Origin of the sequence: Pseudomonas sp. Marseille-Q5117 (assembly GCF_946901175.1) — a bacterium.
In the GTDB taxonomy this organism is placed as follows: Bacteria; Pseudomonadota; Gammaproteobacteria; order Pseudomonadales; family Pseudomonadaceae; genus Aquipseudomonas; species Aquipseudomonas iranensis.
Map to the genome: position 1 here is coordinate 238,040 of NZ_CAMPPP010000003.1, position 23,632 is coordinate 261,671.

Annotated in this window: 23 protein-coding genes and 2 pseudogenes; 10 read left to right on the forward strand and 15 right to left on the reverse strand. The window is 61.1% G+C overall.

Annotated features, from left to right (window positions below; translation table 11 throughout):
• Positions 1-100: 100 nt before the first annotated feature.
• Together OC605_RS06940 and OC605_RS06945 are read right to left on the reverse strand one after the other, a co-directional pair.
• A complete protein-coding gene (locus OC605_RS06940) occupies positions 101-556 on the reverse strand; it encodes a YaiI/YqxD family protein (RefSeq protein ID WP_262136576.1) in 456 nt (151 codons plus the stop codon).
• 102 nt (positions 557-658) lie between these two features.
• Entirely contained in the window at positions 659-2,557 is a 1,899-nt protein-coding gene (locus OC605_RS06945) for an FTR1 family protein (protein WP_262136577.1), read from the reverse strand.
• Between the two features lie 251 nt (positions 2,558-2,808).
• Here OC605_RS06945 and OC605_RS06950 point away from each other — a divergent pair, with 251 nt between their 5' ends.
• The 5 genes from OC605_RS06950 to OC605_RS06970 all read left to right on the forward strand — a co-directional run bounded on the left by OC605_RS06950 (position 2,809) and on the right by OC605_RS06970 (position 7,578).
• Positions 2,809-4,215, forward strand: coding sequence for a COG3014 family protein (locus OC605_RS06950; RefSeq protein ID WP_186569445.1), 1,407 nt, complete (start codon positions 2,809-2,811; stop codon positions 4,213-4,215).
• A gap of 206 nt (positions 4,216-4,421) precedes the next feature.
• Complete coding sequence (locus OC605_RS06955; protein ID WP_186569446.1) at positions 4,422-5,816, forward strand: COG3014 family protein; 1,395 nt, start codon at positions 4,422-4,424, stop codon at positions 5,814-5,816.
• Positions 5,817-5,832: 16 nt separating this feature from the next.
• Positions 5,833-6,204, forward strand: a complete 372-nt coding sequence (locus tag OC605_RS06960) for a YcfL family protein (protein ID WP_186569447.1) — start codon at positions 5,833-5,835, stop codon at positions 6,202-6,204.
• A gap of 36 nt (positions 6,205-6,240) precedes the next feature.
• Positions 6,241-6,828, forward strand: coding sequence for a penicillin-binding protein activator LpoB (lpoB, locus tag OC605_RS06965; protein ID WP_016772610.1), 588 nt, complete (start codon positions 6,241-6,243; stop codon positions 6,826-6,828).
• Between the two features lie 3 nt (positions 6,829-6,831).
• Positions 6,832-7,578: a hypothetical protein gene (locus OC605_RS06970; RefSeq protein WP_016772609.1), complete on the forward strand. Its 747-nt coding sequence runs from the start codon at positions 6,832-6,834 to the stop codon at positions 7,576-7,578.
• A gap of 170 nt (positions 7,579-7,748) precedes the next feature.
• Here OC605_RS06970 and rhtB read toward each other — a convergent pair whose 3' ends face one another.
• The 3 genes from rhtB to OC605_RS06985 all read right to left on the reverse strand — a co-directional run bounded on the left by rhtB (position 7,749) and on the right by OC605_RS06985 (position 11,056).
• Entirely contained in the window at positions 7,749-8,381 is a 633-nt protein-coding gene (gene rhtB, locus OC605_RS06975) for a homoserine/homoserine lactone efflux protein (protein ID WP_016772608.1), read from the reverse strand.
• A gap of 183 nt (positions 8,382-8,564) precedes the next feature.
• A complete protein-coding gene (locus tag OC605_RS06980; protein ID WP_130889081.1) occupies positions 8,565-9,146 on the reverse strand; it encodes a mechanosensitive ion channel family protein in 582 nt (193 codons plus the stop codon).
• Positions 9,146-11,056 (reverse strand): ATP-binding cassette domain-containing protein, encoded by a 1,911-nt coding sequence (locus OC605_RS06985; RefSeq protein WP_262136578.1) that lies wholly within the window; start codon positions 11,054-11,056, stop codon positions 9,146-9,148. The genes OC605_RS06980 and OC605_RS06985 overlap by 1 nt, the downstream gene beginning before the upstream one ends.
• A 50-nt stretch (positions 11,057-11,106) precedes the next feature.
• On the opposite strand from OC605_RS06985, the gene OC605_RS06990 reads away from it, so the two are divergent.
• A complete protein-coding gene (locus OC605_RS06990; RefSeq protein ID WP_186569449.1) occupies positions 11,107-11,568 on the forward strand; it encodes a TIGR02444 family protein in 462 nt (153 codons plus the stop codon).
• On the opposite strand, the gene OC605_RS06995 is transcribed toward OC605_RS06990, so the two are convergent.
• Positions 11,565-12,737: an AlgP family protein gene (locus OC605_RS06995; RefSeq protein WP_262136579.1), complete on the reverse strand. Its 1,173-nt coding sequence runs from the start codon at positions 12,735-12,737 to the stop codon at positions 11,565-11,567. The two genes, OC605_RS06990 and OC605_RS06995, sit on opposite strands and share 4 nt — an antisense overlap.
• A 192-nt stretch (positions 12,738-12,929) precedes the next feature.
• Here OC605_RS06995 and OC605_RS07000 point away from each other — a divergent pair, with 192 nt between their 5' ends.
• Positions 12,930-13,595 (forward strand): FKBP-type peptidyl-prolyl cis-trans isomerase, encoded by a 666-nt coding sequence (locus tag OC605_RS07000; RefSeq protein ID WP_133335740.1) that lies wholly within the window; start codon positions 12,930-12,932, stop codon positions 13,593-13,595.
• A gap of 58 nt (positions 13,596-13,653) precedes the next feature.
• On the opposite strand, the gene OC605_RS07005 is transcribed toward OC605_RS07000, so the two are convergent.
• The 8 genes and pseudogenes from OC605_RS07005 to OC605_RS07040 form a co-directional block, all read right to left on the reverse strand.
• Positions 13,654-14,112 (reverse strand): Rsd/AlgQ family anti-sigma factor, encoded by a 459-nt coding sequence (locus OC605_RS07005; protein WP_016985889.1) that lies wholly within the window; start codon positions 14,110-14,112, stop codon positions 13,654-13,656.
• Between the two features lie 181 nt (positions 14,113-14,293).
• Positions 14,294-14,845 (reverse strand): disulfide bond formation protein B, encoded by a 552-nt coding sequence (locus tag OC605_RS07010; RefSeq protein WP_186569452.1) that lies wholly within the window; start codon positions 14,843-14,845, stop codon positions 14,294-14,296.
• A 216-nt stretch (positions 14,846-15,061) separates the two neighbouring features.
• Complete coding sequence (locus tag OC605_RS07015; protein ID WP_133335736.1) at positions 15,062-16,300, reverse strand: heme biosynthesis protein HemY; 1,239 nt, start codon at positions 16,298-16,300, stop codon at positions 15,062-15,064.
• Complete coding sequence (locus tag OC605_RS07020) at positions 16,297-17,439, reverse strand: uroporphyrinogen-III C-methyltransferase (RefSeq protein ID WP_262136675.1); 1,143 nt, start codon at positions 17,437-17,439, stop codon at positions 16,297-16,299. Before OC605_RS07020 ends, OC605_RS07015 begins: the two co-directional genes overlap by 4 nt.
• 36 nt (positions 17,440-17,475) lie before the next feature.
• Positions 17,476-18,222 (reverse strand): annotated as a pseudogene (locus tag OC605_RS07025) (uroporphyrinogen-III synthase); the annotation flags it as partial.
• The gene (gene hemC / locus OC605_RS07030) at positions 18,219-19,160 is read right to left on the reverse strand and encodes a hydroxymethylbilane synthase (RefSeq protein ID WP_110599874.1); all 942 of its coding nucleotides are present in this window, start codon (positions 19,158-19,160) and stop codon (positions 18,219-18,221) included. The pseudogene OC605_RS07025 and the gene hemC, both read right to left, overlap by 4 nt.
• A gap of 137 nt (positions 19,161-19,297) precedes the next feature.
• Positions 19,298-20,044, reverse strand: coding sequence for a LytR/AlgR family response regulator transcription factor (locus OC605_RS07035; RefSeq protein ID WP_016772598.1), 747 nt, complete (start codon positions 20,042-20,044; stop codon positions 19,298-19,300).
• A pseudogene (locus tag OC605_RS07040) lies at positions 20,041-20,199 on the reverse strand (sensor histidine kinase); the annotation flags it as partial. The pseudogene OC605_RS07040 and the gene OC605_RS07035, both read right to left, overlap by 4 nt.
• Positions 20,200-20,513: 314 nt before the next feature.
• Between OC605_RS07040 and argH the strand changes: the two are divergent.
• Entirely contained in the window at positions 20,514-21,908 is a 1,395-nt protein-coding gene (gene argH, locus OC605_RS07045) for an argininosuccinate lyase (RefSeq protein WP_262136580.1), read from the forward strand.
• Between the two features lie 128 nt (positions 21,909-22,036).
• On the opposite strand, the gene OC605_RS07050 is transcribed toward argH, so the two are convergent.
• Positions 22,037-22,696 (reverse strand): glutathione S-transferase, encoded by a 660-nt coding sequence (locus OC605_RS07050; protein ID WP_262136581.1) that lies wholly within the window; start codon positions 22,694-22,696, stop codon positions 22,037-22,039.
• Positions 22,697-22,819: 123 nt separating this feature from the next.
• Between OC605_RS07050 and OC605_RS07055 the strand changes: the two genes are divergently transcribed.
• Complete coding sequence (locus OC605_RS07055; RefSeq protein WP_122698690.1) at positions 22,820-23,110, forward strand: hypothetical protein; 291 nt, start codon at positions 22,820-22,822, stop codon at positions 23,108-23,110.
• Between the two features lie 196 nt (positions 23,111-23,306).
• Complete coding sequence (locus tag OC605_RS07060; RefSeq protein WP_016772594.1) at positions 23,307-23,552, forward strand: TIGR02647 family protein; 246 nt, start codon at positions 23,307-23,309, stop codon at positions 23,550-23,552.
• Positions 23,553-23,632: the final 80 nt, after the last annotated feature.

Below are 23,632 nucleotides of genomic sequence, written 5' to 3' on the forward strand. Positions count from 1 at the left end.
AAAAGATCGCAGCCTTCGGCAGCTCCTACAGGTTCCGTGTCGCGCCGTGATATTGCGGCATACACCGCCCCGGTAGGAGCTGCCGCAGGCTGCGATCTTTTCAGGACTTGCGGATGAGCCGGGTCAGAATCCGGTCCAGCGCATTGGCAAACGCCTGCTTTTCACGCTCGCCAAACGGCGCCGGCCCGCCGCTCATCTGGCCCTGCTCTCTGAGATCGGTGAACAGATTACGCACCGCCAGGCGTTCGCCCATGTTCTGCGCATCGAACTCCTTGCCGCGCGGATCCAGCGCCGCCACGCCCTTCTTCACCAGCCGATCGGCCAGCGGAATATCGCTGCAGATCACCAACTCGCCCGGCACCGCATGCTCGACCAGATAATCATCTGCCGCATCCGGCCCGCTCGGCACCACAATCAATTTGACGATCGCCAGCCCCGGCTTGATCTGTGGCTGCCCGGCCACCAGCACCACTTCGAACTGGCGCTTTAACGCGAACTTCACCACCAGATCCTTCGCCGCCCGCGGACAGGCGTCGGCATCGATCCATACACGCATGTTCTTGCCTCCAAAAAATTCGCGAGCAGGCTCGCTCCCACAGGATACATACCGAACCTGTGGGAGCGAGCCTGCTCGCGAATATGAGCGCAGCGAATGCCTTTATGCAGCCGACACCCGTCGCTTCTCCGCCACCCAACTGCGCCCATACAGCACAGCAATCGCCACAATCGCCACCACCTGCGCGGTCAGCGAATAGGCATCGGCATGGATCCCCAGCCAGTCGAATTCAAAGAACGCCACCGGCCGTGTGCCGAAGATTCCCGCCTCCTGCAAGGCCTTCACGCCATGCCCGGCAAACACCACCGACAACGCGCACAACAGCGCGGCGTTGATGCTGAAGAACAGCGTCAGCGGCAGTTTCGCCGAGCCGCGCAGGATCACCCAGGCCAGACCGACCAGCAGCACCAGCGCCGTCGCACCGCCGGCCAACACGGCGTTGTGCCCGGCAGGCCCGGCCTGCAGCCACAGGGTTTCGTAGAACAGGATCACTTCAAACAACTCGCGATAGACCGAGAAGAACGCCAGGATCGCAAAACCGAAACGACCACCGCCGCCTACCAGACTGCTCTTGATGTAATCCTGCCAGGCCGCCGCGTGACGGCGGTCATGCATCCACACGCCGAGCCACAACACCATGACGCTGGCAAACAACGCGGTGGCGCCTTCCAGCAACTCACGCTGCGAACCGCTGACGTCGATCACATACGCCGCCAGCGCCCAGGTGCCCAAGCCCGCCAGCAACGCCAGGCCCCAGCCAACGTTGACACTGCGCACCGCTGACTGCTGACCGGTGTTGCGCAAGAAGGCGAGGATCGCCGCCAGCACCAGAATCGCTTCCAGACCTTCGCGCAGCAGAATCAGCAGACCGGAGATGAAGCTCAGCGACCAGCTCAGACCATCGCTGCCCAGCAGACCGGCGGACTCCTTGAGTCTGGCCTTGGCCGCGTCCAGACGCTGCTCGGTCTGCTCGACCGGCAGACCGTCCTGCAGCGACTGCCGGTAAGCCATCAGCGATTTTTCGGTGTCCTTGCGCACGTTGGCATCGACGTTGTCCAGCGAGCTTTCGACCAGTTCGAAGCCTTCCAGGTACGCTGCTACCGACAGGTCATAGGCCTGATCATGTTCACCGGCGCGGTAGGCCGCGAGGCTCTTGTCCAGCGTGGCGGCAGTGTAATCAAGCAACTGTGCCGGACCACGTTTGACCTGCGGCGGTTGCGCGCGCTGAGCCCGGAACGTTGCCGCGACCTCTGCGCCCTCGGCAGCCTGCACCTCGGCCGGGGTCTGCCGGGCCAGGTCGGCAATGTTGTAGGCCTTGTCGGACTTGGCGGCTGCCGCATCGGCACTGAAGCCGGCGATGTAGGTGGCCAGATCCCAGCGCTGGCGATCATCGAGCTGATCGGCAAACGCCGGCATGTCGGTGCCTTCGACGCCCTGGCCGAGGGTGCTGTAGATCGCGTACAGGCTCAGGTGATCCATGCGCGCAGCATCGCGCAGGTTGGCTGGCGCAGGGGTCAGACCGACGCCGGCCGGGCCGTCGCCAGCGCCAGTGTCGCCATGGCACACCGAGCAGTTCTGCGCATACAACGGCGCACCGCGTGTCGGGTCCGGGGTGATGATCGGTGCCTGGCTGACTTCATAAGCCACCGCCAGTTTCGCCCCCAGCTGTCGGGCCTGACGGGCGACATCGGCACCGTCCTGCTTTGCAGTGATGGCGGCATGCAAAGATTCGACGCCCTGTTCCAGCGCGGCTTTTTCCGGTTTGGCCGGTAATGCAGTGATCAAGCCTTGCAGGACCTGAGTGAATTCCAGCTGCTCGCGGTATTCGCCATCGTCGATGACTTTGCCTGCCGCGACCGTTGGCGGGTAATCGGCACTGATGTAATCGAGCAGGTGCAACGCTTGCGGCGCGCCTTCCACGGTATCGGCCAGCAGCGGCAGGCTGCTCAGGGACAATAACGGGAACAGCAGCCAGGCCAGCAATCGGGACGAGGCAGTCATGAACGAATCTCAAATGGAAATGCGAAGTTACATATTGTTCACTTCGAAGACATTTCTCTCAAGCTTTGTCGGCGTTTCGCTTTGATTGGCAGGAAATACCCGGCAGACGGCAGCAGCGTTTGTCGCCGAGTATTGCCGCACTGCCCGCTGCCGATTGAGCATCGACACGTTCGATCAAGATCACAGCCATTTGCCATCATCCACTTTATACTGCCCGCCCCAGAGCATTTGCGCGCAAGGAATCAACCTCAATGCGGAGTCTTCCGTTCGTTTTGCTGCTTTGCGTCGCTGTTCAGTTGAGCGGTTGTGCCGCCTATCGCAACTACGATCTTGAAATGCAGCAGACCACCGAGCAAATGACCCGGGGCAATCTGACCGGGGCTCTGGCACTGGTGGAAATGAACAACCCGTGGGAAGACAAGGATCTGCTGTATTACCTGGAAAAAGGCGCGATCCTCAGCGCTGGCAGTGCCCTGCCCGACAGCCAGGACGCCTGGCGCAATGCCGACCGGATGATCTTCCAGCGCGAGGAAGCCAACCCGTCCGGCGCGATGAAATTACTGGCGCGTTTCGGTGATGAAATGGGCACGATGCTGGTCAACGACAAGCTGCGGCGCTATGAAGGCTACGATTACGAAAAGGTCATGCTGACTACGCAAATGGCCTTGAACCAGCTATCCGTCAATGACTTTGCCGGCGCCCGCGCAGACATCAGGAAAACCCACGAACGCGAAGCATTGATCGCCCGCCAGCGTGAAAAGCAATACGAAGCGGCCGAGGAGCAGGCCAAAGCTCAGGGCAAGATTCCCCATTACAAAGAACTGGAAGGCTACCCGGTCGCCTTGCTTGATGCGGCGCAGGTTGTTGAGCTGAAAAACGGCTACCAAAGTGCGTTCAGCCACTATCTGGCCGGATTCACCTATGAAGCCCTCGGCGAGCGCGCCCTCGCGGCGGCCGGTTATCGTCAGGCGATCGAACTGCGGCCGGACATGCCCTTGCTGCAAAAGGCCCTGCGCAATCTCGACAAATCGCCAGCGAAAGCCGATGAAAGCGATGTGTTGCTGATTATCCAGAGTGGCCTGGCTCCGGCTCGCAGCTCAGTGCAAGTGCCGATCCCGGTTCGTCTGAACGAAACGCTGGTCATCATCGCGCCCATTTCATTCCCGGTGATGGTGCCGGACGCAGTTACGCCCAACTTCAGCCATATCACCGTAGACGGTCGCAAACAGCCGTTGGTAGTAATCAACAGCGTGACTGACATGTCCATGCGCACACTGCGCGACGACATGCCGCAAATCATCTCGCGGGCGATGTTCCGCGCCAACATGGCCGCCATCGGTCAAGCGCAGGAAAACGAGCGCAACCCGGCGAAAGCCTCGTTGATCGTCACTCAGCATGATCCGTTCGAAGAAGCCGACACCCGCACATGGCGAGCGTTGCCGGACAAGACGCTGGTCGCCCGCCTGCGTTTGAAGAAAGGCCTGCATACCTTCCGTTTTGCGCCTGCGTCCATCGACCACCCTTTTGAAATGCGCGTCGACCAGGACCGCCAGATTCTGCACCTGCGGGTATTCCGGGATCAGGTCTATACCGTCGGATCAGCCTTTGTACCGAATCAAAAACCCGCGTCGGATAAACCCGCTACTGCGGAGAAGTGATGGCACCACATCTGAAAATGCACCCAAAAAGCTATTACATAGCCATCACCCCACGTTTATAATGCCGCGCCCTCGCCCAGCGAGCCGGCATCAAAAGCTCCTCACCCATGAGGAATTGGCAGGAGGCCAGCGCCGCCGTCGATAGGTCACACCAGCCCGACCAGCACACGCGGCTGCAAGTTTTGTTACTCAGGGAAGAAGTACCCATGGCATTCCGCGCTTCCATGCTGCTCGCGCTCAGCGCTGTCACGCTGTTGTCCGGCTGCGCAGCGTTTCGCAACTACGATTCCGAACTGGCCCAGACCAATCAGCAACTGGCATCCGGCAACGTCGACGCCGCGCTGACCCTGCTGGAAAAGAACAACACCGGCACCGACAAAGACCTGCTCTATTACTTCGAGAAAGGTGAACTGCTGCGCGCCAAGGGCGACCTGTCGGGCAGCCAGAACGCCTGGGGCAATGCCGATCAGGTGGTCGGTCAGTGGGAAGACGCAGTCAAGCTCGACTCGGCCAAGTACCTGGCACAGTTCGGCAGCTTCATCGTCAACGACAAGGTGCGTCGCTACGAAGGCTATGACTACGAAAAAGTCATGCTGACCACGCAGATGGCCCTGAACCTGTTGGCGGTCAACGATTTCGATGGCGCCCGCACGGCGATCAAAAAGACCCACGAACGCGAAGCGGTGATCGCCGACCTGCGCGACAAGGAATACCTCAAGAGCGAAGAAGAGGCCGAGAAAGAAGGCATCAAGACCCAGTACAAGGATTTGCAGGGTTATCCGGTGGCCAGCCTCGACGCGCCGGAAGTGGTCGGCCTGAAGAACAGCTACCAGAGTGCATTCAGCCATTACCTGGCCGGTTTCGTTTACGAAGCTTTGGGCGAGAAGGATCTGGCCGCGCCGGGTTATCGCAAGGCTGCCGAACTGCGCCCGAACACGCCGTTGCTCGAGCAGGCGCTGGTCAATCTCGACAAGCCTTCCAAATCCGATGACAGCGACATTCTCATCGTCGTGCAGAGCGGTCTGGCCCCGGCCCGCGACTCGATTCGTGTGCCGCTGCCGCTGCCGATTTCCAACAACGTGGTGATCACTCCGCTGTCGTTCCCGATCATCAAACCGGACACCTCCACCGCGCCGTTTGCGCAGATCGGTGTCGACGGCAAGCAGGTTGACCTGACCGCGCTGAACAGCACCACCGCCATGTCCCGCCGCGCTCTGCGCGATGACATGCCGGGGATCATCGTGCGCACCACCGTGCGCGCGATCACCAAAGGTGTGGCGCAGAAACAGATAAACGAAACCAACCCCCTGGCCGGTCTCGCCGTGGGGATTTCTTCAGCGGTGCTCGAAGGTGCCGATACCCGTACATGGCGCACCCTGCCGGACAACACCCAAGTGGTACGTCTGCGCCTGAAAAAAGGTGAGCATCAGGTTACCCTGCCGAGCGCCGTCGGCGGCTCGGTGGTCAAGGTCACTGTCGACCAGCGCTACCAAGTGATCAGCCTGCGTGCCGTGGGCAACCAGGTATTCGCTGGCGGCATCGCTGCTCACGTAATGCCGAGCGCTGCCGCGACCAACGTCGCCAGCCTCAAACAACCTTAAGAACGGAGTCTTTGCAATGCGCTTGAAGATCATCGTCGTCGCCGCCCTCGCCTTGCTGGCAGGCTGCGCCACCCCGCCACCACCTGAGCCGGGCAGCGCCGCGAGCAAAGTCGTGGCCATGGGCCCGCAGAAACACATCGTCGTCGGCGCCATGCGCGTGGCTCGTGAAAACGGCTTCATGACCGTCAACGTGCAGTTGAGCAACACCCTCAACAGCAACAAGATTTTCTACTACCGCTTCGCCTGGCTCGGCGCCGAAGGTTTCCCGGTTGCCGAAGAAGAAGTGTGGAAAAGCCAGATGATGTACGGCGCCCAGACCAGCTTCATTCAGGCTATCGCCCCAACCCCGAAAGCCGTGGATTTCCGTCTGGAAATCAAGACGCCTTAAGCCCGCCACCCTATTTCTGATTGAGAGAGCTTTCTCATGTTTGCACGCTTTTCCTGCATCGCCGTCATCGCCCTGCTCGCCTCCGGTTGCGCCAACACCTCGCCGACCCTGGGCAGCAAGAACATCAGCTACGGCGACACCAAAGCGGTTGAAACCGTGACCAACGAATTCGGTTCGACCGACCTGCAAATGATCGCCGAGTCGATGACCCGCTCGCTGGCCCAGTCCGGCATCCTGCAGGGTCGTCCGGTAGTTCAGGTCTACGATGTGAAGAACAAGACCAGCGAGTACATCGACACCCGCGAAATCACCACCAGCATCAAGACTCAGTTGATGAAGACCGGTGTTGCGCGCTTCGCCAGCGACAACAATGCGATGCAGAGCCAGGTTGACCAGCTCAAGCTGCAAAACCAGAGCGGCCTGTACAAGAAAAGCACCGTGGCCAAGACCGGCAACATGGTTGCCGCCAAGTACCGCATCGAAGGCTCGATCAGCTCGATCGTCAAGCGCAGCAGCGACTACAAGGACGTCTTCTACAAATTCAGCCTGCAGTTGATCGACGTCGAAAGCGGTCTGGCCGAGTGGATGGATGAAAAAGAGATCCGCAAAACCACGGAGCGTTGATCGATGCGCACATGGATTGGCATGATGGCCCTGGCTTGCGCCTTCAGCGCGCAGGCGGCCCCGAAAGTGGCGGTGACGGATCTGGCGTATCAGGAGCGCGTGGAGCAATACATCCACATCGTTTCGGCGCAGAGCAATCACCGCGAGAGTTACTACAGCGCCAGCGGTTCTTCGAGCTACAACGAGATCGAAGCGACCACCAGCTACATCGAACAGGGCGAGTTGCGCAAATTCACCGGCGACATCAAGGGTGAAATCCTGCGTACCGGCATGTTCCAGCTGGTGCAGGGCACGCCTTATACCGCCTCATCCAAAGGCGATGTGTATGACGTGATCAAGCGCATCAAGGCCGGCAACTTCAAAGGCGCCGACTACGTGCTGTTCGGCACCGTGTCCGATATCGACTTCACCCAGGACATCAATGAGCTGGCGCACACCGACAGCTACTCGGCGGTGCTGGGCCTGACGCTGGTGGCGGATTTCAGTCTGATCAACACCAAGACCTACGAGATCACCTCGGCCTTCACGGCGATGGGCGAAGCGCAGGACACCAAACTGGTGAACCATCGCGACATCAAGATCTCGCTGAACCGTCCGCGGGTGGTGCGTGAGGTGTCGAAGGCTTTGGGCGAAGACGTGGCCGGGCAGCTGAGCATGCAGCTCGGTGGTGGTGACGGTTATGAGCAGCCGCGTGAAGCGCCGCAGCGCAACAATCTGCCGCGTGATACGGCGCCGGTGATTTTACGCTGAGCCGGATCTGAGGACTTTTGTGGCGAAGGGCTCTGTGGCGAGGGGATTTATCCCCGTTGGGTCGCGAAGCGGCCCTCGCTATTGATTCAAGAAAAGCTCGCTTGCCCCGATGTCTCGGTAGAAATGCAAAAGGCGACCTCTTGAGGTCGCCTTTTTTGTGCCCGAGCGTTTTACGCCGCCGCTTTGCGCAACGTCGCCATGAATGCCGCTGCGCCGATGAACAGCCCGGCAAAGGTGCGGTTCATGCGTTTCTGCTGCTTGGGCGTGCGCAACAGGCGCAGCACCTTCGACGCCAGTCCGGTGTAGCCGGCCATGACAATCAGGTCGACGAACACCATGGTCACGCCGATCACCAGATACTGAATCAGCAGCGGCGCATGGGGATTGATGAACTGCGGCAACACCGCGAGCATGAACACCAACGCCTTGGGGTTGCTGATGTTCACCAGAAAGCCGCGAAACACCAAAGCCAGCGGCTTGCCGATCGGCCGCACTGCGGCGTCATCGCTCATGTCCATGGGCAGCGCCCGCCATTGCTTGATCGCCAGATAAACCAGATAGGCAACGCCGAACCATTTGATCGCATGGAATGCCGTGGCCGAAGCAGTGAGCACAGCGCCAACACCCGCGCCGACAATCGCGATCTGCACCGCCAGACCGATCTGCAGGCCCAGCGCGTTCCAATAACCGCGCCAGAATCCGTATTGCAAACCACTGGACATCGACGCGATGGCGCCCGCGCCCGGGGACAGGCTGATCACCCAGCAGGCGGCAAAGAATGCCAGCCATGTTTGAAGCTCCATCGCACACCTCGGCTGATGCTTGTGACAAAAGCCTAAGCTAATGCGGCTTCGTGTGGATGACTACCGATTTCTTGCTGAATGTTGCAGGTGCGGCTGACGGCCTCTTCGCGAGCAGGCTCGCTCCCACAGGGACGCGCATTGCAAATGTGGGAGCGAAAGCGTCCGAACAGACAACGCCGAGATCTACTTCTCGAACCCGCTCGACGGCAACACATCGGTCCCGCGCCAACGCCGCACCGATCGCTGGAAGAACAGGCTGTTCGGCACCTGCACCATGGCGCTGCCGGTGCCGAGTTCTTCGGCCTCGACCAGCGTGGTGTAGAGCAGATTGATCGCGATCACCCGGCCTTTGACGCCAGGCTTGTCGGTGGTGTCGACCAGCTCGACCACGTCGCCGAGGCGGAACGGCCCGACGGTGAAGATCAGAATGGCGCAGAGCAGGTTCGACAGCACGCTCCACATGGCGAAGAACGCCACCGCCGCCACCGCGACAAATCCCGACAGCGCCGTCCACAGCACCGTGGCCGAAACGCCGAGGCGCTCGAGCACGAAGAGCAGCGCGCTGCCCATGATCAGCCAGCGCAACACGCCGCGCAGCGGCATCAGCAACTGCGGCGGAAACGGATAGCGCTCACCCAGGCGAGTCAGGCCTTTGGCGACGAAACGCTGGGTCAGGTAACCGGCCAGCAGAATCAGCAGAATCTGCGCGGTGAACCAGAGCGGCTCGACCCACACCGCCGAGAAAGGCAGCTTGAAGGCTTCCATCAGGACAACGCCTCCAGCTCCGCCTGCATGCTTTCCAGGGTTTCCAGGGCTTCCATCCAGGCTTCTTCCAGCTCGGCTTCACGCACCTTCAATTTCGCCTGTTCGGCGAGCAGATCACGCAATTCATTCTTGCGTGCCGGCTCGTAGATATCGCTGTCACCCAGGCTGGCATCGACCTTGGCCAGTTTCTCGTGCAGCTTGCCCAGTTCGGCTTCGAGCTTGTCGGCCTCGCGCTTGTGCGGCGCCAGTTGCTGACGCAACGCTGCCGCCGCTTGGCGTTGCGCTTTCTTGTCGGTCTTGTCCGGGTTGACCGGCGTGTTGCTGACCGGCGCATTGCGCTGACGGTATTCCACCAGCCAGCGTGCGTAGTCTTCGAGATCGCCGTCGAACTCTTCGACCTTGCCGTCGGCGACCAGATAGAAGTTGTCGGTGGTGCTCTTGAGCAAGTGCCGATCGTGAGAAACCACCAGCACCGCACCGCTGAATTCCTGCAGGGCCATGGTCAGCGCCAGACGCATTTCCAGGTCGAGGTGGTTGGTCGGTTCGTCGAGCAGCAGCAGGTTCGGCCGCTCCCAAGCGATCAAGGCAAGGGCCAGACGGGCCTTCTCGCCACCGGAGAAATTCAGCACCGGCTCATCGATGCGTGCGCCCCGGAAGTCGAAGCCGCCGAGGAAGTCGCGCAGGGTCTGCTCGCGTTCACTCGGCGCCAGACGCTGCAAGTGCAGCAATGGGCTGGCCTTGGAGTCGAGCGAGTCGAGCTGATGCTGGGCAAAGTAGCCGACCACGGTGTTTTCGCCACGGGTCAGGCGCCCGGCCAGCGGTTCGAGCTCGCCGGCGAGGTTCTTGATCAGCGTCGATTTACCCGCACCGTTCGGCCCAAGCAGACCGATCCGCGCACCCGGGGTCAGTTGCAGCTTGACCTTCTCGAGGATGGTCTTGTCGCCATAACCCAAGCGTGCATCGGACAGGTCGATCAGTGGGCTGGAGATCTTGGTCGACTCGCGGAAGACGAAGTCGAACGGCGAATCGACGTGGGCCGCCGACAATTCTTCCATGCGCTCCAGCGCCTTGATCCGGCTCTGCGCCTGACGGGCCTTGGTCGCTTGCGCCTTGAAGCGGGCGATGTAGCTTTCCATGTGCGCACGCTGCGCCTGCTGCTTCTCGTAGGCCTGTTGCTGCTGGGCCAGACGCTCGGCGCGGGCGCGTTCGAACGCGGTGTAGCCGCCCCGGTAGAGGGTCAGTTTGCGCTGATCGACATGGGCGACGTGATCGACCACTTCGTCGAGGAAATCCCGGTCGTGGGAAATCAGCAGCAAGGTACCCGGATAACTCTTCAGCCACTCTTCGAGCCAGATGATCGCGTCGAGATCCAAGTGGTTGGTCGGTTCGTCGAGCAGCAGCAGATCCGACGGGCACATCAGTGCCTGCGCCAGATTCAGACGCATCCGCCAGCCACCGGAGAAATCTCCTACCTGACGATCCATCTGCTCATTGGTGAAACCAAGACCGGCGAGCAGCTTGCGCGCCCGCGCATCGGCGGTGTAGCCGTCGGCGCTGTCGAGTTCGGCGTGCAGGCGCGCCAGTGCGGTGCCGTCATGGGCCTCTTCGGCAGCGGCAAGCTCGCGTTGCACCTCGCGCAGACGCAGGTCGCCATCGAGCACATAATCGACCGCCAGGCGTTCGAGCGTGTCGACCTCCTGGCGCATATGCGCGATACGCCAGTCGGCCGGCAGCAGGCAGTCGCCCGAGTCCGGGTGCAACTCGCCGCGCAGCAGGGCGAACAGGCTGGATTTGCCGGCACCGTTGGCGCCGATGAGGCCGGCTTTGTGGCCGGCGTGCAGGGTCAGCTCGGCGTCTTCTAGCAGACGTTGCGGGCCACGCTGTAAAGTCAGGTTCTGAAGTCGGATCATAATGGCGGCGGAGTCTACCAGCTTCGCTCACAACTGGCGCGAGTAGCACGATGTCCTCTGACCTGTGGAGCTTTGCACTTGATGTCTACGCCCGGCCGGGCGTGGAAGATGCCTGCCTGCAATTGCAAACGGCGGGCGCCAATGTCTGCCTGCTGCTCTGCGGTTCATGGCTGGAGCAGCGCGCGGTGGCGTGCGATGAACCGCGCGTACGTCTGCTCAAGGCCTTGACCGCGCCGTGGGATATCGAAGTGGTGCAGCCGCTGCGAAGCCTGCGCCTGCAATGGAAAGCGCGGGCCGTCGACGATGCGGTGGTAGCCGGCATGCGCGAGCAGATCAAATCACTGGAGCTTGAAGCTGAGCGCACCTTGCTGTCACGGCTCGAAGGTGTGGCGCAGGAGTGGACGCGCAACGATGCAGGTTCGGTGACCTGGCTTGAGGGCTTGGCCGGCAATGCCGCCAGCCTGAACCGCGACGCGCTGCAAGTGCTGCGCGTCGCGGCAACCGGCACTTAGGAAGCGCTGGTCGGGGTGCTGCTGACGTTCGACGAAGCGGCTGGCGCTGGCGCAGTCGAAGGGGTCGAGTGAGTGGCGGACGACGGGGCCGACGCAGCTGGGGCCGCCGGGGTAGCGGCAGTGGCGGGCTTGGCTGCTGGAGCAGTAGCCGGTTTGGTCGCGGCTGGCTTGGCAGCTGCAGGCTTTTTCAGCGCTGGTTTTGCGGCTGGCTTGGCGGCCGGCTTTGCAGCAGCGGGTTTCGCAGCTGGCTTGGCGGCCGGTTTCGCAGCGGTTTTTGCCGCAGGTTTTGCTGCCGATGTTGCGGCTGGTTTGGCAGCCGGTTTTACCGCCACTTTCGCAGCAGGTTTGGCAGCGGCCGGCTTGGCCGCAGTCTTGGCAGCAGGCTTCGTAGCGGCAGTCTTGGCAGCAGGTTTTGCTGCTGGTTTCGCTGCTGCTTTGGCAGCAGGTTTGGCGGCTGCGGTTTTCGCCGGTGCAGCTTTGCTCGCGGCCGGTTTTGCAGCGGCTTTGGCAGGGGTGGCTTTCACTGCTGGCTTGGCTGCAGCAGGTTTGGCTGCGGTGGTTTTAGCCGCCGGTTTTGCCGCGCTCGCCGCCGGCTTCTTCGCTGCAGTTTTCGCCGCTGGTTTGGCAGCCGCTTTCACTGGCGCCTTGGCCGCTGGTTTGGCGGCGGTTTTCGCAACAGCAGGTTTCGCCGCAGCGGTCTTCGCCGGGGCTTTGCTTGCAGCAGGCTTGGCAGCAACTTTCTTCGCTGGTGCTGTTGCCGGTGTGGCCGAGCGCGACGACAGAACTTTGCCCACTGCTTCCTGCACGCGGCCAACACCCTGGGCCAGTTTCAGGCTTTCCTGGGCATCGCGCTTGAGCTGCAGAATGTAGCTGCGGGTTTCGGACTGACGATCTTTCAAAGCGTCCAACAGGTCTTCGAGTTCTTTCACGGCAGCCTTGGCTTTGTTCTGTGCCTTGGCTTTGCCGGCGGTGGCGGCGTCCTGCAATTTGGTGCGCGATTTGTGCAGTTTTTCCTGCGCCTTGCCACGCTGTTTTTCCAGCTTGGCGAGCAGTTTTTCAGCATCAGCCAAGGCTTGCGAGCAAGCGTTTTCCAAATGCTCGAGCAGGCTGCCCGACAACTGTTGGAGTAAGTGCAACGGAGTATTTACAGGCTTCTTGGTGGCCGACATGGTTTACCTCCTGGCTGACGTGAGTGCGGCTCATACTAGACCTCTGCTGATACCGCCGCTAGGGCATGTTGACAGTATCTGCACCGTTGCGTTGCACCGAAGCCGAAATGTTCTGCGCGCGGGAAAAAGCAGTTCACCGATGCAGACGTTTGCACTGGCATAATCCCCCGCATCCCAGGTCGGAGAGTGCCCATGTCGCGCTACTTTATTTTGTCCCTCTGCGTGTTTTTTTCGGCGGCGTATGCCGATGAAAAAAACACGGCGAACGATGCTCATGATCTGGCTTACAGCCTCGGTGCCAGCCTCGGCGAAAGGCTGCGCCAAGAGGTGCCGCAGTTGCAGATCCAGGCGCTGATCGAAGGTCTGCAACAGGCGTATCAGGGCAAGCCGCTGGCGCTGAGTGAAGCGCGTATCGAACAGATTCTGGCCGACCACGAATCGCGCAATGCCGAGCAGGCATCACGGCAATCGAGCGACGCGGCGATGGAAAACGAGCAACGCTTTCTCAGTGCGGAAAAAGCCAAACCGGGGGTGAAGGAACTGGCCGACGGCATCCTTCTGACTGAACTGGTTCCGGGCACTGGCGCCAAGGCCGGCCCGGACGGCAAAGTGCAGGTGCTGTATGTCGGCAAGCTGCCGGATGGCACCGTGTTCGATCAGAACACCCAGCCGCAATGGTTCAACCTCGACAGCGTGATCGCCGGTTGGCGCACCGCCTTGCAGAACATGCCGGTGGGGGCGAAATGGCGGCTGGTGATTCCATCGGATCAAGCCTATGGCGCCGACGGTGCCGGCGACCTGATCGCGCCGTTCACGCCTCTGGTTTTCGAAGTGGAATTGCGTGGCGCGACGAGCTGATCAGGCATAAAAAAACGGTGCGCTTTCGGGCGCACCGTTTTTTCATGAAGGACGTGGATCAGGCCTGAACCGGATCTTCTTCCTTGTGTGCCGTGTGCAGCACTTCGATCAGGCAGTCTTCAAGTTCGAAGCGCTCATGCAGCAAGCCGCCCAATTCCTTGAATTTCTCCGCAACGCATTTGCCTTCATCGCACAGATCATTGAACGCGAGCAGCTTCTCGGTAATGACGTCGATGCGCGGGTAGATGGTCTCGGCGAGTTCCAGACCGCGCTTGTCGTTGAACGCCTTGGCTTCGCCAGTCAGCTGTTCATAGATTTCGAAGTGCCCCGCCGATACGTAATCGACCAGCACGCCGCAGAATTCCTGCAAAGGCTTGCGGCTCTCGGACAGCGACTCAGGCTGCGCACCGAGCTTGTCGTAGGCGCCGATCAGCTCTTCACGCTCCTGCAACCAGCGGTCGATCAGCAGATGAACCCCACCCCAACGTTCCTGAGCATTCTGACAACTTTCGAGCATGGCGATCTCTCTTCCCTTGTGGGTCATGCTGCTCTACACCCGCGCCCCTGTTGTGATTTGACTGGTGGACGATCGGGCAGAGCGTCATCGAGCAACATAAATCCAATGACACGTGCCGGCCAGATTATGCCCGCACGCCTATGGCTTCAAGGTACGCAGGAGATAAAGTTCATACAAGTGTTTAATCCCTGACCAGCAGGTGGTGCGACGCTTCGTCGCTGACCGGTTGTTGCAGAGCGCCCCAGATCAGACGCAACAACTGATAAACCGCAAGGATCGACACCCCGACAAAAAACAGCAGGCTCCATTCCGGGATGCTCAGATCGAACAGTGTCCAGGAGATGTCCGCACAATCGGCGCCGCCGTTGAACATCCGTTGCAAGGCGCAGATCCACGGCAGGTCGCTGAACAGTGACTCCACGGTTGGCGTGCATTTGACCAGTTGCAGCATCGAGTCACTCTGGATCAACACCTGCCGCCACGCAGCGGTGGTACCACCCAGACTGGCGCCGAGTGCAAACAGCCAGTACCACCATAAGCCAACGCGCCGAGGGCCATGCACCGCCGCCACGCCGCAGCCGATGCACAGCAATGTGAGGAACAATCGCTGCACCAGGCACAGACTGCAAGGCGTCAGGCCGACCGCGTATTCGAGGTAATAGGAAGCTCCCAGAGCAAAGGCCCCCGCAATGAAAGCCATGAAGAACAAGGAGCGTGAGCAGGCCAACGACATGGCTTTTCCGTAACAGTAGAGACAGACGGTTACGGTAGAGGAAAGCGTGTCAGCCTTTCAAGGCAAGGGCCTGCCGACAGTTCACCGCAGGTGTAGGGAAAACCCGACAGGCTCGATAGGAAACGGTGAAGCGCTCTGTAGGACTTTGTCTCCAGAGAGCGAAGAAGGGGAATTTTCGGTCATCAAAGTTCACGAGGGAGCATCCTCCCCCGCCCTTCAGACCTTTGCCGCAACCGGTAAAGGCGCCGCCAGCAGACGCTCGTCCAGCAGCCCCAGACCTTCCTGGAACAACTGATTGCTGCGCTCGGTATCGCCAAGCTGTGCAAGCAGACGGGCCAACTCCGCACAGGTCTCCGGATTGCGCTGCACGCGCAAACTGCTCTCCAGATAGTCGCGAGCCTTGCCCCACAGGCTGGTTTGCAGACACAAGCGCCCGAGGGTCAGCAACAGACTCGGATCGGCCGGGTGCTCCTTGAGCCAGCCTTCAGCATTCTGCAACTGACGCGCAGGATCACTGCCACGAACCAGACCATAAAGCCGCGCCAGATGGCTGTCGTACTTGCGTTTGAGCGCTGTGCGCAGCACTTCTTCGGCTTCGACCTGAGCGCCCAACTGGCGCAGTTGCTCGGCATAGGCCAGCACCAAAGGTGCTTCCTGACGCTGCGCCGAAGTCAGCTGTTCCCACGCCCGCTTGAGCGATTGCAGACCCACCGTACCGTCTTCTTCGCGATGCGCTGCCAAGGACAGGTTCTCACCCCAGGCGCGACGCTCGAGTTCAGCCAGTTCGGCCGGCGGCAGGACCTTGTCTTTGCGCAACTCTGGCAGCAAACGAATAACCGCCGGCCATTCGCCACGCTGCTGATGCAGACGTTGCAATTGACGCAATGTCTGCGCGCTGCGCGGGTGCCGTTCATGCATTGCCTGCAAGGTCACCAGCGCACCGTCGGTGTCGCCACGATCGGTCTGCAACTGTGCGTGGCTGAGGGCGATCGCCAATTCGGCTTGCGGCTGACGCTCCAGCGCGCGTTCGAGCAAACGATCACTTTCATCGTACTGACCTTGCTCGTTCGCCGCACGGGCGGCGCCGAGGTAATACAGCAGTGGCTGACGCTCGGCTTCCGCTGCTCGGGTCAGATGCCGTTGCGCGCTGGCCCAGCGACCTTCAGCCAGATCCAGTTGGCCGTGTTCGATCGCCACTTGCACGCGGCGGCTGCGATTGCGCCGCGACCACGGATTGACCACGCCGGTGGAGGTCATCACCAGCTCGACCAGCACCTTGATGCCCCAGAACAGCAGCCACAGCACCGCGATCACAGCCAGTGTTGCCCACAGGCTCGACTCGTAGCGGAAGCTCTTGTACGCCACCAGCACGTAACCGGAATGCTCGGCAATCGCCAGGCCAAGCGCTGCCGTCGCGGCGATGACCAGAAACACGATTACATAGAGGCGCTTCATGGGGTCGCCTCCTGCGCAGCATTGGCGGCAGGCTTGGCGAACGGTTTCACCGATTCCTCGGCATTGACGTTACGCCGCTCCAGATACCCCTGCACCGCACTCAAGGTGCCGGTCAGATCCGGCGTCTTGACGGTGACCGGTTCCTTGCTCAGCTCGGCGACCTGTTCCAGCATGACTTTGCTTTGCGGATTGTCCGGGTTGAAATTGCCCTTGAGCACATCGCGTGCCTCGGCCAGCGCCTGGGTGTACACCGCCGCCTGACCGTTGAGCGCGGCCCACTGCGCCTGCTCCAGCGCCAGGCTCAGGGCCAGGCGCACCTGGCTCAGGCTCTGTCCGGCCAGCAACGGTTTGACGTTCTTGTCAGCATTGAAGTCGATGCGGATATAGCGCGACACCTTGTCCCACCACTGCGCCCAGCGACTGGCGCCATCGCCATCGGCGGTCAGGCCCAGCAATGACTCGCCGCGATCCTTGTACTCCGGCGCCAGCTCCGTGAGGTCGATGACCTGATCGCGCAGCGCGCCGAGACGCAGGAACAGCCCGGTGCGATCCGGCTGTTCGGTGCTGCGCAGGGCAACCAGGGTTTTCGCCACTTGCTCGCGCGCGGCGAAGGAGCCCGGATCGTTCTGTTCACGGAGAATCTCATCGGCGCCTTGCACCAATGCCTGGGCGCTGCTGATGTCCTGCAACGCTGAAAGGCGCAGGCTGGCCAGACGCAGCAAGTGTTCGGCCTCGGCCAGACGCCAGTCCTTGCGGCTGGCGCCGAGGACGGTTTCCAGACGTTGATTGAGGCGCTGCTGATCGCCCTGCAATTGCGTCACCAGACGCTGGCGTTCGGCGAGTTCGTCAGCACCGGGCAACTGCGCCAGACGCTCGGTCAGACGCTGTTCGTTGAGCTTCAGACTCTGCGCCTGATCGTTCAACGCCTGCACCTGACTCGACTGTTGCTGCGTGTTGTTCTGCAGGTGGCGCACCTGCCAGACACCCCAGCCACCGATGGCGACACCGGCGGCACCGAGCAGCAAGGCGACAATCGCCAGTCCATTGCCTCGGCGCGGCTCTTTGGCCGGTGGTGGAGTTTCAACCTGGGCATCGAGCGCAGGCTGGACGTCATCTTTTGGCAAGGCTGTTTCGCTCACGTATCCATCCTTTGCATTAGAAAACGGCACGGGACATTCCCGTAACGCCGTCAGCAAAGCCGCGGCACTTGCGCCGCGGCAATCCACAACTGTTTGAGCCCCGGCGGCACGTGCCAGCTCGGCGACCCTCGGGCTTGGAACAAACAACGGCAACTGCGCAATCTTCGGCCAGGCATCGCCGGCCATCTGCCGCAGGTGCTCGAAACCCTGTCCACTGCTGACCACCAGCCCGTTCAAGCGTTCCGCTTCGATCCGCCGTGGCAGCTCGTTTGACGGGTAGGCTGGCAGATCGCGGCGATACAACTCCAGATACTCGACACTAGCACCAAGCGCGCGCAGGCGCTCGGCGAGCAGTTCACGACCGCCCTCGCCGCGCAGGATCATCACCTGCGCGCCGGACTGGTCGAGCGCCTCGCGCAGACGCGGCAATTGCAGCAAGGCTTCACTGTCATCGCCGTCAGCCGGGAAGCTGACATCGAGACCATGCTCACGAAGAATGCCTGCGGTCGCCGCGCCGACGCTGAACCACGGCATGCTCAATGGCGCCGTGCCTTGGGACTTGAGCAGATCCACCGCGATCCGCGCCGCCGGTTTGCTGACCACAATCACTGCGCTACAAGCGGGCAATCGCGAAATCGTCTGGCGAATAGTGTCAGAGAGCGGCAGCGGAACAATGTCCAGAAGCGGCAGGCAACTGCTGAAAATCCCGTGCCCGGCCAACTGTTCGGCCAGCGCCGCGCAATCATCCGCAGGGCGCGTCAGCAGCAGGCGCCAGGCCGTCACTCGTGACCCGCCTCGCCGTACACCGCTTTGAGAATGTCGTCAGCGCCTTGCTTGAGCAGGTCTTCAGCGACCTGCACACCCAAGATTTCCGCGTCGGCACGCGGCGCCCGGGCTTCGGCACTGAGCAGCTTGCCACCACTCGGCTCGCCGACCAGACCGCGCAACCACAACTGCTCGCCTTCAAGCACGGCGTAACAGGCGATCGGCACTTGGCAGCCGCCGTTCAAATGTTTGTTGAGGGCGCGTTCGGCGTTCACCCGCGAAGCGGTATCGGCGTGATGCAAAGGCGCGAGCAAGGCGTGGATTTCGTGGTCGGCGCTGCGGCATTCGATGCCGACCGCGCCCTGGCCACCGGCCGGCAGGCTGTCATCGACACTGATCGCCGATGTGATGCGCTCCTCGAAACCCAGGCGGATCAGACCGGCCGCGGCGAGGATGATCGCGTCGTACTCGCCGGCGTCGAGCTTGGCCAAACGGGTGTTGACGTTGCCGCGCAGGAAACGGATCTGCAGATCGGGACGCCGCGCCAGCAATTGCGTTTGCCGACGCAGGCTCGAAGTGCCGACGATGGCCCCGGCAGGCAGCGCTTCAAGACTGGCGTAGGTGTTGGAGACGAAAGCATCGCGCGGATCTTCGCGCTCGCAGATACAGAACAGGCCCAGCCCTTGCGGGAAATCCATCGGCACGTCTTTCATCGAATGCACGGCGATGTCGGCCTGGTTTTCCAGCAGCGCGGTTTCCAGTTCCTTGACGAACAGACCCTTGCCGCCGATCTTCGACAGTGGCGAGTCGAGCAGCTTGTCGCCGCGACTGACCATGGGCACCAGCGTCACCAGCAGGCCCGGGTGGGCCGCCTCGAGACGGGCTTTGACGTATTCGGCCTGCCAGAGGGCCAGCGCACTTTTACGGGTGGCGATGCGGATTTCGCGAGGGGACATGGAACAATCCGTACTGAATAGATACGGCGGATAATAACAGCTCAGTCAATTCCACTTTGACCTGAATCAGAACCGGCGTGCCCTCCCTGGCCAGCCATGCCGGATAAAAGAACTCGAAAGGCCCGGTGAGGACCGGGTCAAAGCCCCTGCATCATCTTGCGCACACCGGCAACATGCCGCCGGCTGACAATCAGTGCATCGCCATTGAGGCCTTTGAGGAACAACTGGAAATGTCCCAGTGGTGTGCGTTGCAATCGCTCGATGCGATCACGAGCGACCAGCGCATTGCGGTGGATACGCACAAAGCGTTCGCCGAATTCGTCTTCAAGGGCTTTGAGGGGTTCGTCGAGCAGCACCTCGCCGGCTTCGTGACGCAGGGTCACGTATTTGTGGTCGGCGATGAAGTAGACCACCTGATCCAGCGGAATCAGCTCGATGCCTTTACGGGTCCGTGCGCTGATGTGGCTGCGTGGGCCGTTGCCACTTTCGGCAGCGGGACGGGTCAGGGCCGAGAGTTGCGCCCGGTTGGGACGTTCAGCCCGCTTCAGGGCTTCATTCAAGTGTTCGGTTCGCACAGGTTTCACCACATAGCCCACGGCGCTGGCCTGCAGGGCTTCCACGGCAAATTCATCGGGACTGGTGCAAAACACCACGGCCGGCGGCGTCTCTCGTTCGCACAGTCGGGCAGCAACCTGCAGGCCATCGAGGCCCGGCATGCGGATATCGAGCAGCACGATATCCGGCTTGTGGCTGTCGATCAGCGCTAACGCCTCCTCGCCATTCGTGGCACTGGGCTCCAGGACTGTGTAACCCTCGAGCTCGCTCACCATACGGCTTAGGCGCTCGCGAGCCAGGGGTTCGTCATCAACGATCAGGACATTCATATTGCGCTGGATTCCTGCGTGAGTCTCGCACAAGGATAGCGTAGACAGGTGTAGTGACCTCCGTCACCGCGATCCACGCTAAGACTAGCCCGAGCGCCAAAAAGTGCCGTACGTCGGCCAGCAATATTTGCCAGCGTCCGGGTCGTACCGCTCGGAGCCCAGTGTTTCCTGCGTTTCTCACGGTGGGTGACCGTTGTACAACTCACCCGCCCCCTCTTCTTATAGCCAGTGGCCGGACCTTTGCATGATCCGCATTCGCACCGACCCTTATGTCCACTGTAGACGTTCGTCGGAACGATATTGCTCAATCAAAAAATATCCTTTTGTAAATTCCTTGCAGACCGCGCCGGACATGCCTGACACATCCGCGAAAAAACCTATCGACCGGTGTCAGCGACAGGATTGGCAACCCTGTTATTATCCGCGCCAGCGTTTCACGCCATTTCTTCAAGCCGATACGAGCGAATTCATGAGCACTGACAAGACCAATCAGTCCTGGGGCGGCCGCTTCAGTGAACCCGTCGACGCCTTCGTCGCCCGCTTCACCGCCTCCGTCACTTTCGACCAGCGCCTGTATCGCCACGACATCATGGGCTCGATCGCCCACGCCACCATGCTGGCCAAGGTCGGCGTGCTGACCGATGCCGAGCGCGACAGCATCATCGATGGCCTGAAGACCATTCAGGGCGAAATCGAGGCCGGCCAGTTCGACTGGCGCGTCGACCTCGAAGACGTGCACATGAACATCGAAGCACGCCTGACCGACCGCATCGGCGTCACCGGTAAAAAGCTCCACACCGGGCGCAGCCGCAACGACCAGGTCGCCACCGATATCCGCCTGTGGCTGCGCGATGAAATCGACCTGATCCTCGCCGAGATCACCCGCCTGCAAAAAGGCCTGCTGGAGCAGGCCGAGCGTGAGGCCGCGAGCATCATGCCGGGCTTCACCCACTTGCAGACCGCGCAGCCTGTGACCTTCGGGCACCACATGCTGGCCTGGTTCGAAATGCTCAGCCGCGACTACGAGCGTCTGGTCGACTGCCGCAAGCGCACCAACCGCATGCCGCTGGGCAGCGCCGCGCTGGCCGGCACGACCTACCCGATCGACCGCGAATACACCGCGCAACTGCTCGGCTTCGACGCCGTCGGCGGCAACTCGCTGGACAACGTTTCCGATCGCGACTTCGCCATCGAATTCTGCTCGGCCGCGAGCATCGCGATGATGCACCTGTCGCGTTTTTCCGAAGAGCTGGTGCTGTGGACCAGCGCGCAGTTCCAGTTCATCGATCTGCCGGACCGTTTCTGCACCGGCAGCTCGATCATGCCGCAAAAGAAAAACCCCGACGTGCCCGAGCTGGTACGCGGCAAGACCGGCCGTGTGTTCGGCGCGCTGATGGGCCTGCTGACCCTGATGAAAGGCCAGCCACTGGCCTACAACAAGGACAACCAGGAAGACAAGGAACCGCTGTTCGACGCCGCCGACACCCTGCGCGATTCGCTGCGCGCGTTTGCCGACATGATCCCGGCGATCAAGCCGAAACACGCGATCATGCGTGAAGCGGCACTGCGCGGTTTCTCCACCGCGACCGACCTGGCGGATTATCTGGTGCGCCGTGGCCTGCCGTTCCGCGACTGCCATGAAATCGTTGGCCACGCGGTGAAATACGGCGTCGACACGGGTAAGGATCTGGCCGAGATGAGCCTGGAAGAACTGCGTCAGTTCAGCGATCAGATCGAGCAGGACGTGTTTGCCGTGCTGACCCTCGAAGGCTCGTTGAATGCCCGCGACCATATTGGCGGGACTGCACCGGCGCAGGTCAAGGCTGCGGTGGCGCGCGGTCAGGCCCTAATCGCCAGCCGCTAAAAACCAAGAGCTTCGCGAGCAGGCTCGCTCCCACAGGGATTCTGGATGTTCACAAATTTTGTGTTCATCACCGGCTCAATGTGGGAGCGAGCCTGCTCGCGAAGGCTTCCTTCAGAGCGCTACAAAATTCACTTCTTGGCAGCAATCATCGCCAAAAACGCCGGCATCGCCGCGTCCTTGTCCGCCGCGATCTTCTGCACATGCGGATTCTGCTCAAGCCGCTCCAGCAGCGCCTTCGCCTGCGGCATCTCGGCCAGCAGATCAATGCCGAACAACTTCTGCCCGACCGCACAGGCCAGCGGCACGCTGTAGAGGAAATACAGATCGGCAATGCTCAGGCTGTCACCCGCCACGTACGGGGCGAACTTGCCATGACGGCCCAGCGCGGCGAAGCCCAGCAACAGTTCAGTCCGGGTCTTCTCCTTGATCGGCTCCGGCAATGTCATACCGAAAAACGCCTCGCCATAGCAGGCACGCCCCGGCAACTCGATGTACAACTCGATCTCCTTGGCAATTGCCAATACCTGCGCGCGCTCGAACGGGTCGCTGGGCAGGAGTGGCGTGCCCTTTGGTGCTTGTTCGAGGTATTCGAGGATGATCGCGGTTTCGTTGATATAACCGGCGTCGACACCCAGCACCGGGACCTTGCCACGCGGACTGATTGCCAGTGACTCCGGTGTCTGCGTCGGGTAGAAGGTCACCTCTTCGAAGGGCAGGCCTTTTTCCAGCAGTGCCAGTTTGACCATGTTGTAGTAGTTGCTGACAGCGAATCCGTAGAGCTTGAACATCACAGAGCCTCCAGGCCGTGCGGGGTGGGCAGTGCCTGTTTATAGATCGCCGCGGCGTTTCCCGCCAGCAGCATCACGCCGCTGAATGCGGGTAAACTGGCGCCTTTCCCTGAGGAGCCTGCCATGAGCGAGCCGACAGATATCGTCAACGATGACGACGAAGAAGCATTCACCGAAGCGACCCTGATCGAAGCCATCGAGAACCAGATCGAAAGCGACAACCCGCCGGCGGCCAAGGCGACGTTGAACAAGCTGACTCTGGTCGGCATGGACCGTGAGGAGATCCTCAATCTGATGGCCCACGTGCTGGCTTTCGAAATTGACGCGATGCTCGATGAAGATCGCCCGTTCGACACCCAGTGGTACGAAGCGGCACTGCGCGCTTTGCCAGAGCTGCCACCGGAAAAGCAGTAACCACATCATTCCTGTGGGAGCGAGCAGGCTCGCTCCCACAAGGTTTGTTACGCATCCATCCAGCCATCTGCTGCCGCCCGACTACACTGGAATTCGCCTCAAGACAAAATCCCCTGATCCGAGCACTGGACATGCTGCACCAGCGGGTTCACCTTAGAGGCGCTGTCGTCCAATTCCTAGAAAGTCTGGAGTCCTTATGTCGCTTACCCCTGAGTTGGTTGCCGAACTGGAAGTCCTTGCACTCTTCAACCTGGACAGTTCCCAGGAAGGTCTGAAAATTCATCAGACTGCTGCCCCGAAACACATCGCTGCTGCCCAGCGCCTCTTTGAAAAAGAACTCACCGACCAGCCCGATGGCGGTTATCTGACCAGCCTCGGTCGCGATGCCGCGCAAAACGTGCAGACCGTACTGACGATTTTGAAAGAACAGGAAACCGCCTGATTTCTCTGACTTTGCCCACGGGAACTCCTGCCACGGGATTTCCGCGGGCTTGCCCGGTCTGCGTCGATAAAAATCTGCCG

Coding starts and splice junctions, on each gene's coding strand:
- OC605_RS07010 (WP_186569452.1), bottom strand. CDS start 14,845: ATGTCGTTGGCCTGCTCACGCTCCTTGTTCTTCATGGCTTTCATTGCG.
- OC605_RS07060 (WP_016772594.1), top strand. CDS start 23,307: ATGTCGCTTACCCCTGAGTTGGTTGCCGAACTGGAAGTCCTTGCACTC.
- OC605_RS06995 (WP_262136579.1), bottom strand. CDS start 12,737: ATGTCGGCCACCAAGAAGCCTGTAAATACTCCGTTGCACTTACTCCAA.
- OC605_RS07050 (WP_262136581.1), bottom strand. CDS start 22,696: ATGTTCAAGCTCTACGGATTCGCTGTCAGCAACTACTACAACATGGTC.
- hemC (WP_110599874.1), bottom strand. CDS start 19,160: ATGTCCCCTCGCGAAATCCGCATCGCCACCCGTAAAAGTGCGCTGGCC.
- OC605_RS07005 (WP_016985889.1), bottom strand. CDS start 14,112: ATGCTCGAAAGTTGTCAGAATGCTCAGGAACGTTGGGGTGGGGTTCAT.
- OC605_RS06985 (WP_262136578.1), bottom strand. CDS start 11,056: ATGATCCGACTTCAGAACCTGACTTTACAGCGTGGCCCGCAACGTCTG.
- OC605_RS06970 (WP_016772609.1), top strand. CDS start 6,832: ATGCGCACATGGATTGGCATGATGGCCCTGGCTTGCGCCTTCAGCGCG.
- OC605_RS06980 (WP_130889081.1), bottom strand. CDS start 9,146: ATGGAAGCCTTCAAGCTGCCTTTCTCGGCGGTGTGGGTCGAGCCGCTC.
- rhtB (WP_016772608.1), bottom strand. CDS start 8,381: ATGGAGCTTCAAACATGGCTGGCATTCTTTGCCGCCTGCTGGGTGATC.
- OC605_RS06945 (WP_262136577.1), bottom strand. CDS start 2,557: ATGACTGCCTCGTCCCGATTGCTGGCCTGGCTGCTGTTCCCGTTATTG.
- OC605_RS07000 (WP_133335740.1), top strand. CDS start 12,930: ATGTCGCGCTACTTTATTTTGTCCCTCTGCGTGTTTTTTTCGGCGGCG.
- argH (WP_262136580.1), top strand. CDS start 20,514: ATGAGCACTGACAAGACCAATCAGTCCTGGGGCGGCCGCTTCAGTGAA.
- OC605_RS06940 (WP_262136576.1), bottom strand. CDS start 556: ATGCGTGTATGGATCGATGCCGACGCCTGTCCGCGGGCGGCGAAGGAT.
- OC605_RS06990 (WP_186569449.1), top strand. CDS start 11,107: ATGTCCTCTGACCTGTGGAGCTTTGCACTTGATGTCTACGCCCGGCCG.
- OC605_RS06960 (WP_186569447.1), top strand. CDS start 5,833: ATGCGCTTGAAGATCATCGTCGTCGCCGCCCTCGCCTTGCTGGCAGGC.
- OC605_RS07015 (WP_133335736.1), bottom strand. CDS start 16,300: ATGAAGCGCCTCTATGTAATCGTGTTTCTGGTCATCGCCGCGACGGCA.
- OC605_RS06955 (WP_186569446.1), top strand. CDS start 4,422: ATGGCATTCCGCGCTTCCATGCTGCTCGCGCTCAGCGCTGTCACGCTG.
- OC605_RS06950 (WP_186569445.1), top strand. CDS start 2,809: ATGCGGAGTCTTCCGTTCGTTTTGCTGCTTTGCGTCGCTGTTCAGTTG.
- OC605_RS07055 (WP_122698690.1), top strand. CDS start 22,820: ATGAGCGAGCCGACAGATATCGTCAACGATGACGACGAAGAAGCATTC.
- OC605_RS07035 (WP_016772598.1), bottom strand. CDS start 20,044: ATGAATGTCCTGATCGTTGATGACGAACCCCTGGCTCGCGAGCGCCTA.
- lpoB (WP_016772610.1), top strand. CDS start 6,241: ATGTTTGCACGCTTTTCCTGCATCGCCGTCATCGCCCTGCTCGCCTCC.